We start from the raw sequence: 15,716 nt of genomic DNA, 5'->3' as shown, positions 1-15,716 counted from the left end.
CCGACCGGCCGCCGGCGGGGCCCTTCTGACCGGACGTCAACAGGTCAGCGGCTCAGCAGGCGATCGGCGAGGACCGCGAACACCACCGCCGGGGCGCGGGGGGTCACGAGGCGGTGCAGGAGAGGGCGCCGGTCGGGAGGTTGTTGCCGGTGGAGTTGGCGGTGAAGCCGAAGGCGGTGCTGGAGTTCGCGGCGACGGTGCCGTTGTAGGCCGCGTTGCCCACCGTCACGTTGCTGCCGGAGCCGGTCGGCGTGCCGTTCCACAGGTTGGTGATCGTGGTGCCGGCGCCCGTCTGCCACTTCACCTGCCAGGAGGTGATCGGCGCGGAGTTGTGGTTCATCACCTCGACCGACGCCTGGAAGCCGCCGCCCCAGGAGCCGACGACGCTGTACGTCGCCATGCAGCCGCCGCTCGGCATCGTGCCGCTGGGCGAGGCCGTCGGGCTGGAACTGGGCGTCCCGCTCGGGGAGGGCGACGGCGAGGAGCTCGGCAGGTGAATGCCCGTCACTTCGCCATGGCCGCCGTCGAACACGAGGTCGGAGCAGGAGAAGAAGTTCTCCGGACTGTCCGAGCGCACCCACTGGATGAGCATCTCGGCGGCACCGCTACGGCCCGACGGGAGGGTCAGGTTCCAGTAGTAGTGCCCGCCCTCGGCCCCGGGCGTGCCCACCTGCGGCGGGTTGGAGACCGTGGTGAGCAGGCTCAGGTCGGCCCAGGCCAGCGGGGTGGTGGGCGACCAGCCCTGCTTGGTCAGGTAGACCCGGAACTCCCCCGGGTGCGCGGCCCAGTTCGAGTAGTCGACCTCGATCGTCGCACCGGAGGTGAGGTGCGTCCTGGGCCAGTCGTCCCGGGCGGCGTTGTACGCGGAGAAGTCGTACGGGGACTTGTTGCCGGCACTGCACAGCGTGCCGTCCGGAACGTACCCCTGGCCGCGGCCGTTCGCACCGGAGTCCAGCACCGCGAACCAGTTGTAGAGCGGAGTCGTCCCGCTCTGCGCCACCGCGGCCCGACACGCCGGGTTCGTCGGCTCCAGCGCTCCCGTCCCGGTGAGCCCGTCCTGGTAGCACAGGTACGTCCGCGAACCCGGCATGATCGCCACCCCGTGCGCGTTCGCCGGGGCCAGGCTCAGCACCAGCGCGAAGATCGTCGCGACCGCGACCGCGAGGGCCGCGACGATCGAGGAGACCTTGCGTCGTGACATGAAACTTTCACCACCTCGGTGGATGGGGCCCCACCCGCGCCGTCCCGGCCGGGCAGGCCGACTGACTGGGAAAAGCCCGTGCTCGTGCCGGGAACAGCCCCCCGTTGGGAGCGCTCCCAGGACTCAAGGTAACGATCCGTCACGTACGTGTAAACGGCGGTGTTCCGGGCCGCGAAGCGGATCGGCGAACGCCCGACGACACCCGGTCGGAGCTCGGAACGGTCGGCCCAGCTCAGTCGACCGGCCGTGGCGGCGCAGCCGACGGCGCAGCCCCCTGGCCCGAACTCGCCTGCGGCACCGGGTCGGTGAAAGTTCCATGCCCGGCCCCGCGGCGGTCGCGGCCGGGCGGGCGGTTTCAGTGGCCGACCTCGCGGGTGTGGAGGTCGGTGAGGGTTTCGCGGCGGATCAGGAGGCGGAGGTGGCCGGCGTGGACGGTGGCGACGGGTGGGCGGCCGGTGAGGTTGTAGGTGGAGGACATGGAGAGGTGGTAGGCGCCGGCGGTGGGGGTGGTGAGGAGGTCGCCGGGGCGGAGGTCGGTGGGGAGGGGGGTGTTGCGGGCCAGGATGTCGCCGGCTTCGCAGTGGCGGCCGACGACGTCGAAGGGGCGGGTCGGGGCGGTGCCGGGGCGGCCCAGGAGGCGGACGGTGTAGGCGGAGCCGTAGAGCGCGGGGCGGGGGTTGTCGCTCATGCCGCCGTCGACCGCGGCGAAGGCGTGGCCGTCCGCGGTGTGTTTGACGGAGAGCACCCGGTAGACGGCGACGGCGGCGGGGGCCGCGATCGCCCGGCCCGGTTCGATGGTCAACTTCGGTACGGCCAGGCCGTTTTCGGCGCAGCGGGCGGCCAGGCGGGTGGTGATTTCGGCGGCGAAGCGCTCGGGGGCGAGTTCGGGGTCGTCGGGGAGGTAGCGCACGCCGTGGCCGCCGCCCAGGTCGAGTTCGGGGAGTTCGACGCCGTGGCGGTCCCGGATCAGGGCGAGCAGGTCGACCAGGCGGTCGAGGGCCGTGAGGTAGGGGGCGGTGTCGGTGATCTGGGAGCCGAGGTGGCAGTGCAGGCCGGTCAGGCGGAGGCCGGGTTGGGCGAGGATGCGGCGGATCACCTCGGCGGCCTCGCCGGCGGCGATCGAGAAACCGAACTTCTGTCCGTCGACGCCGGTGCGGACGGCGCTGTGGTGTCCGGCGGCGACGCCGGGCAGGACGCGTACCAGGACGCGCTGCGGGGTGTCGGCCGCGGTGAGGGCGGCCAGGCGCGGGACTTCGGCGAGGTTGTCGATCACGATCCGGCCGACCCGCAGACGGCGGGCCAGCCGCAGCTCCTCGGGGGTCTTGGCGTTGCCGTGCAGGAGGATCCGTTCGGGCGGGAAGCCCGCGGCGGCGGCGAGGCTCAGCTCGCCGGCCGAGCAGACGTCGAGGCCCAGCCCCTCGGCGGCGATCCACTCGGCCATCGCTGTGCAGAGGAACGCCTTCGCGGCGTACAGCACGTCGGCGTGCGGCAGGGCGCGGCGGTAGGCCCGGGCGCGTCGGCGGACCTCGTCCTCGTCGAGCACGTACAGCGGGGTCCCGAACCGCTCGGCGGCCTCGCGCAGGCTGACGCCGCCGAGGGTCAGGTCGCCGTCGCGTCCGGGCCGGGCGGACGCTGGCCAGGGGCTGCCGAGCGGGCGGGGCGCCGAGCGGACGGGGCTCAGTTCGGGCAGGTCGGAGAGGGTGGTCATCGCGGGGGTTCTCCTGGTCCGGAGGGAGGGTTCGGCCCCGGCGGCGGTCGGCCGTCCGGGGCCCGGTGCGGGCGGTGTCGCCGACGCGCCGTCAGTCCTCGTAGTGCATGGTGTAGCGGCAGTGCCCGGCGACGGGGCGGCGGGGCCGGTCGGGCGCGGGCCGGTTCTCGGGAGCGCCGTCGGACCAGGTGTCGAAGACCGATCCGCGCAGCAGGCGGCGGAGGGCCGCGTCGTCGGGCCGGTCGTGCTGCCCGTTCGGCGCCTGGTTCACGGGGGCGAGCTGCAGGTCGGTCATGGCGTGGTCCCTTTCACCGGGGGGCGAGGGGCGGGCCTTCGGAGCGGCTGCGCCCACGACTCCAGTGCACGCCCGCCGTCCGCCGCCCGCACCGGTTCTTGACGCGGCGGCTACACCGATCGGGCCTGCCCTGACGGGACGTTGACGGAAGCGGCCGGCGCTCGGCGCGGCACGTCAACGGTCCGTATGGATCGCACCCCGCCCGATCAGGAACGCAACAGGAAGGCGTCGTCGCCGGTGGCGAGCGGGGATAGCGTCTCTGCTGCGCCCGTGAGCGGCGCCTGGTGTCCGCCCGTCGTGTGGAGGTAGGCCGTGAAGCAGCAGCTGCGGTACCCCGAACGTTCGAAGCCGTCGGAACGCACCCCGACCGGACGGCTGGTGGTACCCGTCCGATCGGGTCCGGCGGGCCACACGCTCCGCGTCTTCCGTACCGCCGTCGGTGACCGCACCGCGGTCGCCTTCACCTCCGAGCAGCGCCTGATCGCCGTCCTCGGCCCCGACCACCCCCGGATCGCCCTCGCCGAGCCCGCCCTGCGCGCTCTGTGCGAGCCGCTGGGCATCACCGCACTCACCGTCGACCCCCCACTGGCCGCCCCCGCCCCGGCCCCCTGCGACCCGGCACTCCCCCGGAACCCCGAACCCGGGAGCCTCGAATTCCGGAACTCCGAGCCCCCGAGTCTCGAACCCCGGAACTCCGAGCCCCGGAGCCCCGAGCCCCGGGACCCCGAGATCCGCCCGCGGACCCCGGCCTCGGCGCAACGAGGCCCCTCGCGCGTCGTCTGACCGCCGGGCGGCGGCCGCGCATCTCGCCCGCAAGTCCCTTGCGCGACAGGGGCCGGGGCTACGCTACGGGCATGGAAACCGGGGGAAACGGGTTCACCGTGAGCGGGGATCCGCGGGAAGTGGGGGAAGCCCTCACCCTTGAGGCGGGGCTGGCCCGGGCGTTGGACGGGGCGGAGGCGGGGCCGGCGGAGGCGTCCCTCCGGGTGGACGCGGGGCCGATCCTGGCCGAGGCCGAGCGGATGGCCCGGCAGCAGGGGCCCGGGGCCGCCCGGGAGTACCTGATGCGGGAGTCGCGGCGGTACGTGCGCTGGCTGCGGCCGATCGACTTCGGGCTGGCGGGGAACGACAGCGCCGGCCCCGATCTCGCGGCCGGCGTGCGCGGCACGCTGGTGCGGCTGGTCGCGTACGCGGTGGTGTACGGCGAGCAGGCGGGGGTGCCCGCGGACCGGCTCGCGGCCGACCTGATCGGCTCTGGCGCGGTCGAGCTCGGGGAGGCGGGCCTGGCGGTCACGCTGCCGCTGCTGTCCAACTGCTACCTGCGGCTCGACCGGCCGGAGCTCGCGCTGACGACGCTGCTGCGCTGTCCGCCGACCGATGCCGTCTCGCTGCTGGGTTCGGTGCTGCTGGCCGCGCGCCTCACCTGGGCGGCCGGCGGGCGGGAGCGGCTGGCCCGGCTGGTCGCGGTCGACTGGCGGTGCGACCCGACGGGTCTGGCCAAGGAGCTGGTCAGCCGGCTGGTGACCGAACGGGAGCCCACGCCGCAGGAGTTGGCGGCCCGGCAGGGCCTGCGGCACTCGGCGTTCGAGCGGGGCGACTGGGCGGGGCTGCGCCGGCTCGCGCTGTCCGACGTCATCTGGCTGGAGGACACCGCGACGCTGTGGCGGGCGCTGTCGGCGATCCTCCGGATGAACCGGGCCGTGGAGCAGTCCGAGTTGGCGGACGCCATGGCCGACCGACTGGAGAGGCGCGGTGATCGAGGATGAGCGGCGACACCGGGCCGGGCGGCGGCGAGCCGTCGACGGCCTACCAGGACTTCCTGAGCCGCAACCCGGGGACCGACCTGGCCGTGGTGCGCCTGGGGGCGGACGCCGTGCACCACGTGTTCTTCACCGAGCCCATGTGCCTGGTGCCGAGCGCCTACGTCAAGGAGCTCGCGGTCGGGCTGTCCGCCTCCTGGGGCATGTTGATGACGGCGGCCTGGGACGGGATGGAGGCGATGCAGCGCTTCGGCGGCGTCGGCCCGGCCCTGAGCGCCCAGCTGCTGGTGGCACTCGGCGGCAACCCGCTCCGGGCGAGGGTGTCCCCTCGGCGGCACGTCCACCTGGCCCTGCTGGCCACCCAGGGCTTCGAGGAGCACGGGTCGCCGCTGCAGCAGGGCCGGGCCTACCTGGAGCTGGGCGTCGCGCTGGGCTCACTCCGCCGGGTGTCCGATGCGATGACCGCCCTGGAGCGTGCCCGCGCGCTGCTGGAGCGGGCCGGGGACGACCACGGGCTCCGGGCCGTCCACGCCAGGACGGCCGGTCTGATGACCCGGCTCGGCCTGCCCGAGCAGGCGCTGCTGCGCGCCGAGGAGGGGATGCGGATCGGCGCCCGGCTGGAGCCGAAGCCGTCCCCGGGGCAGACGTTCGTCACCGGCCACCTGCACCACCAGCGCGTGCAGGCGCTCACCGACCTGGGGCTGCTGGACGACGCGGACCGCGCCCTGGAGGCCTGGCGCGCGGACGCCGGCGGCGACCGCGACGTTCACGACCTGCTGCGCAGCACCGCGGAGCTGAGGGACAGTCAGGGCCGCCCCACCGAGGCCCTGGCCTGCTACGTCCAGGCCGTCGACGCACGGTTCGCCCGGCCGACGGCGGACTCGCTGGCCGGGCGCAGCTTCTTCCTGGAACACAGCGCGCACCTCGTCGCGCGTGCGGTCGGCGCGGCGCTCCAAGCGCACCGGCCGGACCTCGCGGTCGGCGTGCTCGCGGCCGTCGGACGGGGCGGCCCGGGGCCGCTGCACCCGGGCGCCGCCGCGCAGGACGAGCTGCGGCACCGGGTCGGGCAGCTCACCCGGTCCGCGACGGCCGCCGTCGTGGCGGGCGACCGGGCCGAGCTGGACAACCAGGAGAACCGGGCGCGGGAGCTCCTGGAGACCTGGCAGAGCCAGGCCGCCGGGCAGCAGGGGGCGCAGCCGGCCCGGACGGTCGCCGAGCTCGCCGAGGCCCTGCCGCGGGCGGTGCGGGCCGGTGAGCTCGCGCTCTGGTACGGGCGCAGCGACCGGGGGGACGGCGTGGTGCTGGCGGTCCGCGACGGCGCGGTGTTCCGGCGCAGCATCGCGCTCCCGGCCGAGGAGTTGGAGCGGCTGGCCGACCTGGCCAGGGACGAGTGCCTGCGGCGGAGCGGCACGGAGGGCCTGGACCGGCTCGGCGCGGCCGTGCTGGATCCGGTGGCGGACCTGCTGGCCGGGGTGGGGCGGGTCTTCGTCACGGCACAGGGGGTGCTGGAGGAGTTTCCGTTCCACGCCGCGCCGTTCCGCGGGGAGCCGCTGGTGGTGAGCGCCGAGGTGCGGTCCCTGCCGTCGCTGGCGCACCTGCTCCGCCGTCGGCCCGGGCCGGCCCCGCAGCGGGCCGGGGGCGCCGTGGTGGGCGCGGTCCGCTCGCCCCGCTACGAACTGCTGCCCGACCTGCCCGCGGTGCACGCCGAGGCGGACGCGGTGCGGGCGGTCTTCCCCGGCACGACCGTGCTGCACGGCGACGAGGCGACCGCGGCGGCCGTCCTCGGCAGCTTCGCCACCGCCGACCTGCTGCACCTCGCGGGCCACGCCGCCTTCGCGGCCCGGGAGCCCAATCTGGCCCGGATCCTGCTGGCGGACCGGCCGCTGTTCGCGTTCGAGATCGCCTGCGCGCCGCGGGTGCCGCGCCTGGTCAACATCAGCGGTTGCCGGGCCGGGGCGGAGCACCGGACGCTGGGCGGCGAGGGCGAGGGCCTGCCGTCGGCGTTCCTGGCGGCCGGCGCGGAGGTCGTGGTGGCGCCGCTCTGGCCGGTGCGGGACGACGCCGCGTTGCTGTTCAACCGGCTGCTCTACCCCGAACTGGCCCGCTCCGGAGGCGACTTGGCGCAGGCCGCGCGGAGCGCCCAGCTCGCCGTGCGGAGGTATCCGGACTACTCCCACCCCGGGTTCTGGGGTGGCTTCACCGTGCAGGGGGCGTTGTGAGCGGAGCGGAAGAGTCCAGGCAGCGGGGCGGGGCGGAACTGCCCGGGCAGCAGGGCGCAGCAGCGGAAGGGCCCGGGCGGCAGGGCGGTCCGGCCCCGGCGGGTCCGCCGCCGGACCGCGGCACCTATCTGAACGACGACGTGCCGGGCCTGCCGCTGACCACCCTGCTGTTCACCTGCGCCGTCCACCAGGAGGACCGGGTCGTCGCGTACTACGACCCGGAGGAGCCGCCGCGCTGCTCGCACGGCGACCTGATGGCACGGAAGGCCCGATGAGCACCCTTCTCGACGGGGGCCTCGGCAGTGTCGAGCGGTTCTTCGGTTCACGGTTCGTCATCGCGGTGCTGCTGCCGCTCGCCCTCGTGGGGGCGGTCTCGGCCCCGGTCGTGCTGACGCTCTCCGGCCGCTCGTTCGACGCGGTGCTGGACGCCTGGCACCGGCACGGGACGCTGGGGCAGGCGGTGATCGCGCTCGCCGGCCTGCTGTCGCTGGCCGTGGCCGGCTATCTGCTCTCCTTCTTCCAACTCCCGGCGCTCCGGCTGCTGGAGGGCTACTGGTCGCCGGCCGGCCCGCTGGCGGCGCTCGGCCGCCGCCGGACGGAGCACCACCGCCGCCTCGCGGCGGACGGCTGGCGGCAGGTGGCGGCGGACCCGGCGGCCCACTCCGGCCTGGCGGTGCGGCTCCAGACGGACTATCCGCCGCGCTCCCGGCTCGCCGCCGGCTGTCTGCCGACCGCGTTCGGCAACCGGCTGCGCGCCGCGGAGTACTACCCGTTGGAGCGCTACGGCGTGGACACCGCGGTGATCTGGCCGCGCCTGCACCCGCTGCTGCCGGAGGAGTGCCGGACCCGGCTGGCCGACGCGCGGTCGGCGCTCGACTGCGTGGCCTCCCTGGTCGTGCTGGCGGCCGCGTTCGGCACGCTCTGGCCGGTCCTGCTGGTGCTGGACGGCGGCCGCTTCGGCCCGGCCGCCTGGTGCCTGCTGGGCTGGCCGGCCGCCTGGGTCGGGTACCGGGTGCTGCTGCAGGTCGCCGTCTCCTACGGCCAGGAGATCAAGGTCGCCGTCGACCTCCACCGCCGGGCGCTACTGAAGCACCTGGAACTCGACTCGGCCGCACCCGACCTGGCCGCGGAACGGGTGCTGTGGGACGCGCTGGCCCAGTTCTACCTGCGGAACCTGCCGTTCGAGGTGCCCCCACTGCCGTCCCCCGCGGCCTGATCCGGCCCGCGTCCGCGACCGGGCCGCCCCGGGACGGCGAACGTCGTCTTCCGGCCGAATGTCTAGACCACTGCACCGTACGCGTATCTGATGGGTAATCAAATCATCACCCCCACAGTGATGTTGGAGACCCCCATGACCATTCGCGTGCGCTACCGCCCCCTGATTCTCACGTCCCTCCTGGCCCTGGCCCTGGCCGGCTGCAGCTCCGGCTCGGGCGGCGGCTCCGACGCCGGCGGCAGGCTGACGGTGTGGCTGGCCGTCGACGCCCAGGAGACGTGGCCGGAATTGGTCCAGTCCACCAATGACCGTTTCGCCAAGGCCCACCCCGGGGTCGAGGTCGATGTCCAGTACCAGCAGTGGACGACGAAGAACCAGAAGCTGGACGCCGTCCTCGCCGGGAAGAACGTGCCCGACGTGGTGGAGATGGGCAACAGCGAGACCACCAACTACATCGTCAACGGCGCGTTCGCCCCGGTCGACCCGGCCCGGTTCGACCAGTCGGACGCCTGGCTGCCGGCCCTCGCCGACGCCTGCCGCAAGGACGGCCGGACGTACTGCGTGCCCTACTACGTCGGGGCCCGGGTCGGGATCTACCGCACCGACCTGTTCAGCCGGGCCGGCGTCGCCGGGGCGCCGAAGACCTATCCCGAACTGCTCGCGGCGTTCGACAAGTTGAAGAGCACGTTCGGCCCCGCCGACCCGAACTTCTCCGCCTTCTACCTGCCGGGCCGCTACTGGTACGCGGCCATGGCGTTCGTGAAGGACGCGGGCGGCGAGATCGCCGTGCGGGACGGCGACCGCTGGAAGGCCTCGCTGTCCTCGCCGAAGTCCGTGGCGGGGCTCACCGAGTGGAAGCGGCTGATCGACGCCTACTACGTCGGCGACCGCGCCAAGGACAACGGCGACCAGCCGGGCGTCGTCGGCCAGGGCCACGTGGGCGTGTTCTACGGCAACACCTGGGAGGCCGACGCCGCCGCCGACCCGCGCTCCGGCGGGGACCCGAAGCTGAAGGACGAGTTCGCCACCTTCCCGTTCCCCGGCCCGTCCGGGAAGCTCCTGCCGCCGTTCCTCGGCGGGTCCACGCTGGCCGTGCCGGCCAAGTCCGCGCGCAAGGACCTGGCCGCCGACTGGATCAAGCTGTTCACCGACCGGGAGTCGCAGAAGGCGCTGATCGCCGCGAACACCCTGCCCAACAACACCGCCCAGCTGGCCGAGGTCGCCGCCGGCGGCATCAACGGGCCGTCCGCCCAGGCCGCGGCCACCGGCGGCTGGATGACCCCGTTCGCGCCGGGCTGGACGTCGGTGGAGAAGTCCAACGTCCTGCCCGAGATGCTCGAACGGATCGCCAACGGCAAGGCCTCGGTGCAGGACGCCGCCCGGGACGCCGACCGGCGGATCGACGAGGTGATCAATGAGCGCTGACCGGGTCCGGCGGCGCCGGCCGTCGCTGCTGCCGTACCTGCTGATCGGCCCCACCGTCCTCGCGCTCGTCCTGGTGCTCGGCTACCCGCTCGCGGACATGGTCCTGCTCGCCTTCCAGGACATGACCCGCGAACAGCTGTTCAGCGGCGCGGCGCCGCCGTGGGCGGGGCTGGACCAGTTCCGGCGGATCCTCGGGGACGGGTTCTTCTGGACGGTGGTGCTGCGCACGGTGGTGTTCACCGCGGTGTGCGTCGCCCTCACCGTGCTCTGCGGGCTGTTCACCGCGCAGCTGATGCACCGCGTCTCGCCGTGGGTGCGCGCCGTCATCGCCGGGGTGCTGGTCACGGTGTGGGCGATGCCGGCCATGGTCGCCGCGTCGATCTTCCGCTGGCTCTTCGACGCCGACTACGGCGCGGTGAACTGGACGCTGTCCCTGCTGCCCGGGGTCGACCTGGCCAAGCACAACTGGTTCACCGACCCCTGGCAGGGCTTCGCCGTCATCGTCGCCGTCGTGGTGTGGGGCGCGCTGCCGTTCGCGGCGATCACCCTGCGGGCCGCGCTGGCGCAGGTCCCGGCGGAGCTGGAGGAGTCCGCGGTGCTCGACGGCGCCCGGCCGTTCCAGGTCTTCCGGCACGTCACCCTTCCGGTGATCAGGCCGGTCCTGCTGATGGTCACCACGCTGATGGCCATCTGGGACTTCGGCGTCTTCAACCAGATCTGGCTGATGCGCGGCGGCCAGCCCGAGCGGGAGTACTACCTGCTCGGCATCTACTCCTTCATCGAGTCGTTCGCCGTCAACCGGTACAGCACCGGCGCCGCCATCGCCCTGGTGACCGTCGTACTGCTGCTCGCCGGATCGGTCGTCTACTTGCGCCAGATGCTCAGGACGGGAGAGATCGAATGAGACGACGGCGGTCGCCGGCCCTCGACCTGCTGGGGCTGGTGGTGGCCGCGGTGGTCGGCTTCCCCGTGTACTGGATGGTGCTCACCGCGTTCCGGCCGGCCAACGAGATCCTCAGCCTGCCGCCGCACTTCTGGCCCGGCCGGCCCACGCTCGCCAACTTCTCCCGGGCCCTGCACACGGAGACCTTCTGGGCCAACGTGCGCTCCAGCGTCCTGATCGGCGTCGGCACCGTCCTGGTGTCGCTGGTCGTCGGCACCCTCGCGGCGTTCGCGCTGGCCCGGTTCCGCTTCCTGGGCCGGCGGGCGTTCGTGGTGGTGATCCTGGTCGTGCAGATGGTCCCGCTCACCGCCCTGATCATCCCGGTGTACCTGCTGCTGAACGACGTCGGGATGACCGACAGCATCGCCGGGGTGATCCTCACCTACCTGGTGTTCACGCTGCCGTTCACGGTGTGGATGCTGCGCGGGTTCATCGCCGGCGTGCCGGTGGAGCTGGAGGAGGCCGCCATGGTCGACGGCTGCAGCCGGCTCGGCGCGTTCCGCCGGGTGGTCCTCCCGCTGCTCGCGCCCGGCATCGTCGCCACCTCGGTGTTCGCGCTCGTCCAGGCCTGGAACGAGTACGTCCTCGTCTACGTGCTGCTGTCCACCCCGACGAAACAGACCGTCAGCATCTGGCTGGTCTCCTTCCAGACCGGCTTCGGCACCGACTACGGCGGTCTCATGGCGGGCGCCACGCTGACCGCGCTGCCCGTGGTGGTGTTCTTCCTCGTCGTCCAGCGCAGGATCGCCTCCGGCCTCGCCGCCGGGGCGGTCAAGGGCTGAACGGCGAAGACCGCGCGCCCCGTTCACCACCGAGCGCCGCAGGCCGCCCCGGCCTGCGGCGCTCGGCACGGAGCGGGCGACCGGAACAGCTCCCCGGGCGCGCTCCGCTCCACCGCCGGACGGGTGAATCCCCGGTCCCCCCTTGGCGGGAACCACGACGCGGCGCCGAGGTGGGCGAAGAATCGGGGCAGTTCGCCCGAGAACGGTTCGAGTGCACGGCATCCCGCCCCGCGCCGGGCGACCTCCCCGCGAGAGAGGAGCGTGATGTCCGATCCCACACGTCCCGCCGTGACGACGGACGTTCAGGACTTCGTCGAGCTGTGCGTACCGCTGACCGGGTTCTCCGAGTTCGACCTGTACGCCACCGGCATGGCCGAGCGCTACCTGGAGACCGCCCGGCAGCAGGTCGGCCCGGACCGGTTCGCCGAGTTCTGGGCCGCCTGGGCCGCCGCCGTCGCGGCCGGGGGCGGTCCGCAGGGCCTCTCCCCCGTCCACCTGGAAGTGGCCCGGGCCGTCACCTACCTGTGGCACACCGGCGCCTGGCCGCGCCTGGCGCCGGCCGCCCACGCGGCACTGCGCCGCCAACCGGCCAACGAGGAGTTCGTCGTCGCGCCGGAGGCGTACGTCGAGGGCCTGGTCTGGCGGACCTTCCACGGACATCCGGGCGGCGCCAAGCCACCCGGGTTCGGCACCTGGTCGGTCCAACCCCCGCCGCAGCCGGACGCTTTGTCGCTCCGTCAGGATCTCGGTCTCGGCGAACTGCCGTTCCGTGCCGGGCTGACCGCCGAGGTCGCGCTGGACGCGGTACCGGGGCACCTGCTGCCGGGCCTGCGCGCCGCGGGCCACATTCCGCCGTCCGCCGTGCCCACCGCCGCCGAGCGACCCGACACCCCGCGGGAGCGCGCATGACCGGGACCGTCGGCGCGGACGAGGCGGTCCGCCGGCGCTACGACGTCGTCATCGTCGGCGGCGGCTGGGCCGGCAGCCTGCTCGCCAAGGACCTCGGCGAGCGCGGCTGGCAGGTGCTGGTCCTGGAGGCCGGCAACGGCGGCGCCGAGACCTGGCCCGGCTACCTCGACTCGCTCTCCACCTTCTACTCCGCCGTCGCCAAGGTGCCCAACTCCGGCTACCGGCGCAGCGTCGCCGCACCCTTCCCGGACGTCCTCGACCTGGCCCCGGTGCGCGACCCGGAGCCGGGCGAGCGGGAGTACACCGCCAACGGCTACTTCGTGCAGAACGGCCGGCTGCCGTACGGCACCGACTACCTGCGGGAGTTGGGCGGCGCCGCGATGCACTGGCTCGGGGCGGTGCCGCGGATGCACCCCGAGGACTTCGCCACCAACGAGCGCTTCGGCTACGGCCGTGACTGGCCGATCACCGCCGCGGACCTGCAACCCTGGTACGCCCGGGCCGAGTTCGAGATCGGCGTGGCGGGGAACGCGCAGGGCCAGCGCGAGCTCGGCGTCGTCACGGACCCCGACTACGTCTTCCCGATGCACCAGATCCCGGCCAGCTGGATCGACCGGTACTGCACGCGCCTCGACGGCACCCCGATCCGGGACGAAGTCGCCGACGAGCAGTACCAGTTGAAGGTCCACAGCCTGCCGCAGGCCCGCAACTCGACGCCGAACCCGGACTACCGGCCGGGGCCCTACCGGCCGTCGAGCGCCGTCGGCCTGCCCAACTACGGCGAGCGCTGCGTCGGCAACGCCAGCTGCGTGCCGATCTGCCCGGTGCAGGCCAAGTCCCACCCGCTGCGCCAGCAGGCCCGCTTCCCGAGGACGGTCACCACGGCCACCCGCTGCGTGGTGACCCGGGTCCGCCTGGCGGGCCCGACCATGGGCGGCCGGGTGAGCGGCGTGGAGTTCCGCACCTACACCGACCCGGCCTCGCCGGTCGGCCGGTCGCACGTGGTCGAGGCGGGCGTCGTCGTGCTCGCCGCGCACGCGATCGAGAACGCCCGCCTGCTGCTGTTCTCCGGCCTCGCCAACGGCAGCGACCAGGTCGGCCGCAACCTGATGGACCATCCGACCGTCCTCAACTGGGCGCTGGCGGACGAGCGGAGAGGGCCCGTCGGCCCGTTCCGCGGGCCGGGCCACACCTCGGGTTGGGAGGTCTTCCGGTTCGGGGAGGGACGCCGGCGGCGGGCCCCGTTCCGGATCGAGATCGGCAACTGGGGCTGGGGCTGGGCCACCGGCGCGCCGATGAGCAACGTCGCCACCGCCCTCGGCGTCGGCGGCGACCAGCAGGGCGAGATCCGCCCCGACGGCGTCTTCGGCCCGGAGCTGCGCCGGCTGCTCGGCTCCACCATCGGCCGTCAGCTCCAACTGCAGATCGCCGTCGAGCAGTCGGCGAACCCCGGCAACCGGGTCACCCTCGACCGCCGCCACCGCGACGCGACGGGCAACCTGCGCCCGGTCCTCACCTACGACCTCGACCCGCACACCCGGAGCGGCGTGTACGCGGCCCGGCTGGTCGCCGCACGGATCTTCCAGCAGCTCGACGCCACCGACTGGACGAACCACGCGCCACGCGACGGCGTTCCGCCGCTCGGCCACTTCACCCACACCGTCGACGGGACGACCCTGGACCTGGCCTACAGCGGCGCCGGGCACGGCGCCGGGACGCACGTCATGGGCAGCTCCCCGAGGGACTCCGTGGTCGACGCGTTCCAGCGCACCTGGGAGCACCCCAACCTGTACGCCGTCGGCTGCGGCAGCATGCCGTCCATCGGCACCAGCAACCCCACTCTCACCATGCTGGCCCTCGCCCTGCGCAGCGCCGAGCAGATCCACCAGGACCTGGTCCTCGACCGGCGGCCGGCCGACGTCCGCCCGGCGGACGAAGCGGAGGCACCCGCATGAGAACCGCTCTCGCGCTGGAGAAGGCGGGCTTCGCCGTCCCCGACACGCTGGAGAAGCTGCGCACCTGCCTGCAGGCGGCCCTGGAGGTCGAACACCTCACCATTCCGGTCTACCTGACCGGCATGTACACCATCCGCGCCGGCACCAACACCGCGGCCTTCTACGGGATCCGCGCCGTCGTGATGGAGGAGATGCTCCACATGACGCTGGTCGCCAACCTGCTCAACGCGGTCGGCGGCGCCCCGGTGCTCGACTCCCGGGTCGTCGCCGAGTACCCGGCGAGGCTGCCGTTCAGCGGCGAGAGCGTCCCGTCGATCGGGCTGCAGCACTTCTCCCCCGCGGCGTTGAAGACCTTCCTGCGGATCGAGCAGCCCAGGAGCATGACGCCGCCGACCGCCCCGGGCGCCGGCTGGACCTCCGTCGGGCAGTTCTACGACACCGTCCGCGAGGGTCTGGAGCACCTGGTCCGCACGCTCGGCCACGACCGGGTGTTCACCGGCGGGCCGGAGCGGCAGGTCGGCCCGGAGGACTTCTACAACTCCGGCGGCGAGGTCTTCCCGGTCGAGGACCTGGCCGGCGCGCTGCTGGCGATCGAGACCGTCACCGAGCAGGGCGAGGGCGTCCACGACACCATCTGGAACAGCAACGAGATCTTCGGCGAGGAACGCGAACTCGCCCACTGGTTCCGCTTCAACGAGATCTGTACCGGCCGCAGCTACGGCCCGCACGACCGCCCCGGGGACCGGCCGAGCGGCCCGCTGATCGACGTCGACTGGGACGGCGCCTACCCGATCCACGGCGACTCCAAGGTCGCCGACTACCGGGTGTACCAGCGGACCAGCGCCGTCTACCAGCAGGCCGTCGCCTTCAACTCCCGCTACGCCGTCCTGCTGCGCTACCTCGACTCGGCGTTCAACGGCCACCCCCGCCACCTGGCGCCGGCCGTCCCCACCATGCTCGAACTCCGCGACAGGGCAGCGCAGTTGTACCGCAACCCGCACCCCGACCCGGCACTCGCCGCCAGGGGCCGCTTCGCCAGCGCCACCTTCGAGATCACCGGCCCCCAGTTCGACGCGGCCGACGCGGAGGTCGCCCGCAACCTCGCGGCGGTGTCCCTCCGGACCGGCGAACCGGTCGACCTGGCGGGCCTCGCCTCCGACTCCGCGGAGGCCTTCGTCTGACCCTTCCCACCGTCGACCGGCCAGGTCGAGCGCTGCGGGCCAAGCCCCCCAAAGAGGGGGGTACAGGTGATCCACGTCACCCGCATAACGTCATCCCTGCCCCCGGGAAGCGGACTCCGGGA

At 73.7% G+C, this 15,716-nt stretch carries 14 protein-coding genes; 11 read left to right on the top strand and 3 right to left on the bottom strand.

Going from position 1 to position 15,716, the window contains the following annotated elements; translation table 11 throughout:
* Positions 1 to 103 precede the first annotated feature (103 nt).
* The 3 genes from CG736_RS12100 to CG736_RS12090 all read right to left on the bottom strand — a co-directional run bounded on the left by CG736_RS12100 (position 104) and on the right by CG736_RS12090 (position 3,204).
* Positions 104 to 1,201 (bottom strand): lytic polysaccharide monooxygenase, encoded by a 1,098-nt coding sequence (locus tag CG736_RS12100; RefSeq protein WP_100586182.1) that lies wholly within the window; start codon positions 1,199 to 1,201, stop codon positions 104 to 106.
* Positions 1,202 to 1,556: 355 nt separating this feature from the next.
* Positions 1,557 to 2,909: a diaminopimelate decarboxylase gene (lysA, locus tag CG736_RS12095; protein ID WP_100586181.1), complete on the bottom strand. Its 1,353-nt coding sequence runs from the start codon at positions 2,907 to 2,909 to the stop codon at positions 1,557 to 1,559.
* Positions 2,910 to 3,000: 91 nt separating this feature from the next.
* Complete coding sequence (locus CG736_RS12090) at positions 3,001 to 3,204, bottom strand: hypothetical protein (RefSeq protein ID WP_100586180.1); 204 nt, start codon at positions 3,202 to 3,204, stop codon at positions 3,001 to 3,003.
* A gap of 312 nt (positions 3,205 to 3,516) precedes the next feature.
* Here CG736_RS12090 and CG736_RS37040 point away from each other — a divergent pair, with 312 nt between their 5' ends.
* The 11 genes from CG736_RS37040 (at position 3,517) to CG736_RS12040 (ending at position 15,594) form a co-directional block, all read left to right on the top strand.
* On the top strand, positions 3,517 to 3,987 hold the full coding sequence (locus CG736_RS37040; protein WP_198520460.1) for an SAV_915 family protein: 471 nt from the start codon (positions 3,517 to 3,519) through the stop codon (positions 3,985 to 3,987).
* A gap of 71 nt (positions 3,988 to 4,058) precedes the next feature.
* Positions 4,059 to 4,970, top strand: a complete 912-nt coding sequence (locus CG736_RS12080; RefSeq protein ID WP_157815536.1) for a hypothetical protein — start codon at positions 4,059 to 4,061, stop codon at positions 4,968 to 4,970.
* A complete protein-coding gene (locus CG736_RS38570) occupies positions 4,967 to 7,183 on the top strand; it encodes a CHAT domain-containing protein (protein ID WP_100586178.1) in 2,217 nt (738 codons plus the stop codon). The genes CG736_RS12080 and CG736_RS38570 overlap by 4 nt, the downstream gene beginning before the upstream one ends.
* Entirely contained in the window at positions 7,180 to 7,458 is a 279-nt protein-coding gene (locus tag CG736_RS36125) for a hypothetical protein (protein WP_157815535.1), read from the top strand. The genes CG736_RS38570 and CG736_RS36125 overlap by 4 nt, the downstream gene beginning before the upstream one ends.
* Entirely contained in the window at positions 7,455 to 8,399 is a 945-nt protein-coding gene (locus CG736_RS12070; RefSeq protein WP_100586177.1) for a hypothetical protein, read from the top strand. The genes CG736_RS36125 and CG736_RS12070 overlap by 4 nt, the downstream gene beginning before the upstream one ends.
* Positions 8,400 to 8,534: 135 nt before the next feature.
* A complete protein-coding gene (locus CG736_RS12065) occupies positions 8,535 to 9,824 on the top strand; it encodes an extracellular solute-binding protein (protein WP_100586176.1) in 1,290 nt (429 codons plus the stop codon).
* Positions 9,814 to 10,728, top strand: coding sequence for a carbohydrate ABC transporter permease (locus tag CG736_RS12060; RefSeq protein WP_100586175.1), 915 nt, complete (start codon positions 9,814 to 9,816; stop codon positions 10,726 to 10,728). Before CG736_RS12065 ends, CG736_RS12060 begins: the two co-directional genes overlap by 11 nt.
* The gene (locus CG736_RS12055; protein WP_100586174.1) at positions 10,725 to 11,549 is read left to right on the top strand and encodes a carbohydrate ABC transporter permease; all 825 of its coding nucleotides are present in this window, start codon (positions 10,725 to 10,727) and stop codon (positions 11,547 to 11,549) included. Before CG736_RS12060 ends, CG736_RS12055 begins: the two co-directional genes overlap by 4 nt.
* Positions 11,550 to 11,837: 288 nt before the next feature.
* The gene (locus tag CG736_RS12050) at positions 11,838 to 12,458 is read left to right on the top strand and encodes a hypothetical protein (RefSeq protein WP_232733950.1); all 621 of its coding nucleotides are present in this window, start codon (positions 11,838 to 11,840) and stop codon (positions 12,456 to 12,458) included.
* Entirely contained in the window at positions 12,455 to 14,413 is a 1,959-nt protein-coding gene (locus CG736_RS12045; RefSeq protein ID WP_100586172.1) for a GMC family oxidoreductase, read from the top strand. Before CG736_RS12050 ends, CG736_RS12045 begins: the two co-directional genes overlap by 4 nt.
* Positions 14,410 to 15,594, top strand: coding sequence for a ferritin-like protein (locus CG736_RS12040; RefSeq protein WP_100586171.1), 1,185 nt, complete (start codon positions 14,410 to 14,412; stop codon positions 15,592 to 15,594). The genes CG736_RS12045 and CG736_RS12040 overlap by 4 nt, the downstream gene beginning before the upstream one ends.
* Positions 15,595 to 15,716 lie beyond the last annotated feature (122 nt).

The sequence above is a fragment of the Kitasatospora sp. CB02891 genome (genome assembly GCF_002803145.1).
Taxonomy (GTDB): Bacteria; Actinomycetota; Actinomycetes; order Streptomycetales; family Streptomycetaceae; genus Kitasatospora; species Kitasatospora griseola.
The sequence above is the reverse complement of the archived record's forward strand: the minus strand, read 5'-3'. Positions and strand labels throughout refer to the sequence as shown.